1 protein-coding gene is annotated in these 360 nt (G+C 59.4%); it reads right to left on the minus strand.

The window, feature by feature from the left end; all coding sequences use genetic code 11:
* A partial coding sequence (locus tag AC3XQU_RS23300; protein WP_489876526.1) for an ATP-binding cassette domain-containing protein occupies positions 1-360 on the minus strand: 360 nt, incomplete at both ends.

Genomic DNA, 360 nt, shown 5'->3' on the forward strand with positions numbered 1-360 from the left:
CGTCAGACCAACCGTTTCGAGCAATTCCATAGCGCGAGTGCGAGATTCCTTTTTACTCGCACCGAGCAATCGAGGCATGGTCGCTATGTTGTCGACGATGGTGCGATGGGGAAAGAGACCCGCGTGCTGGATCACGTACCCGATGCGTCGACGCAGAAGGGCCGGATCCATTCCCGCCGTGGACTCGCCGTCGAGCGAAATCGTGCCTGACGTCGGTTCGATCAGCCTGTTGATCATGCGGAGTGAGGTCGTCTTGCCGCAGCCGGAAGGACCCACCAACGCGGTGATCTTTCCCGTCGGGCACTCCAGATCGAGAGCATCGACGGCAATGGTTCCGTCTGGATACGCCTTGGTGACCTT

It is taken from the genome of Telluria sp. AZSoR62, from assembly GCF_058111565.1.